We start from the raw sequence: 1,229 nt of genomic DNA, 5'->3' as shown, positions 1-1,229 counted from the left end.
ACGTCCAGCTGTGCCAACGGTTGGTTGGGCTGCTGTTGCAGCGCTGCAACCAGCTGTTCCACCGCAGCCTGCATGAACTGGCAGATACGCTGCGGGGCTATCGGTTGCGCGACCTGTGCGGTGAGCTGGAAGCCTTCGCCCAGGTCGTCAATCGCCAAGGTCAGCGGGTAGTTGGTGCGTTCGTAAACGCCCAGCGCCTCGATGTCGGCATAAACGCCCTGACCGCTGATGTACTGCGGCGACACCTCGTCCAGATCAGGGCTGTAGCGATAATTCACCAGCGAGGTAAACAATGGTGCGGGTGCAGCAACGCCGCTGCAGCGCTGTGCCAGTGCCAGCGGGGCGTGCTCATGCCGCATCAGTTGTGCCAACAAGGCGTGTGCAGCCTTCAGGCTGCTGGCGACGTTCTCGCCGCCTATGCCAACGCGTATCGGCAAACTGTTGATGAACAGGCCGATGCCACGATCCGCCTGTTCACCGCCTTGCATGCGGCCAAACAAGACCGTGCCGAACACGACATCGTCACGGCCGGTAGTACGGGCAAGCACAAGCGCCCAAGCCAGATGCAGCAGGCTGGCGGCACTCACTCCGTGTGCACGCGCCTGTTGCCGTACCGCCTTGGCCACCGCATCGTCCAGACGCAGCTTGCTCTCCACGATGCTGCTGCCATCGTTTTGCACGTTCAGCAAATCGAATGGCGCCGTCGGCGCATCGATATGCGCCAGCATGGCCTTGAAGAAGGCTTCGTGTTCGTCCTTGCTGATGCCAAGACGGGCCTGTGCCACGAACTGGCGATACGGCACCGCCGCTGGCAACACCTCACCCTGATCAAGCTGGCGGGTTTCCTCCAGCAGGATGTCCATGGTGGTGTGGTCGATCACCAGATGGTGCGCCAGCAGATGCAGCACCCAACGGCCGTTGGCAGCATCCTCGACGACATGGCAACGCAGCAGCGGCGCCTGGCGCAGATCAATCCGGGTATGGGCCGGGTCGAAATACCGCTGCAGTTGATTGAGTACGGTGCCATTGGCAGCATCAAACTGCAGGGTGTGCACGGGCAACTCAGCCTTGCGCAACACCACCTGCACCGGCTGGGCCAGGTTTTCCCACGCCAGACGCGTGCGCAGGATGTCATGGCGGTCCACCACCTGCTGCACGCGCTCGACAAAGCGCTCCAGCAACTCACGGCTTTCAAAGCCGAACAGGCTGGGCAACAGATACGGATCACC

At 62.0% G+C, this 1,229-nt stretch carries 1 protein-coding gene; it reads right to left on the bottom strand.

Going from position 1 to position 1,229, the window contains the following annotated elements:
* Window positions 1–1,229 (bottom strand): condensation domain-containing protein (locus B9A19_RS21835; protein ID WP_245804408.1); only part of this gene is annotated, 1,229 nt, incomplete at both ends.

Source organism: Andreprevotia lacus DSM 23236 (genome assembly GCF_900176275.1).
Lineage (GTDB): Bacteria > Pseudomonadota > Gammaproteobacteria > Burkholderiales > Chitinibacteraceae > Andreprevotia > Andreprevotia lacus.
Note: the sequence above shows the minus strand (reverse complement) of the source record. Positions and strands in the feature narration are given on the sequence as shown.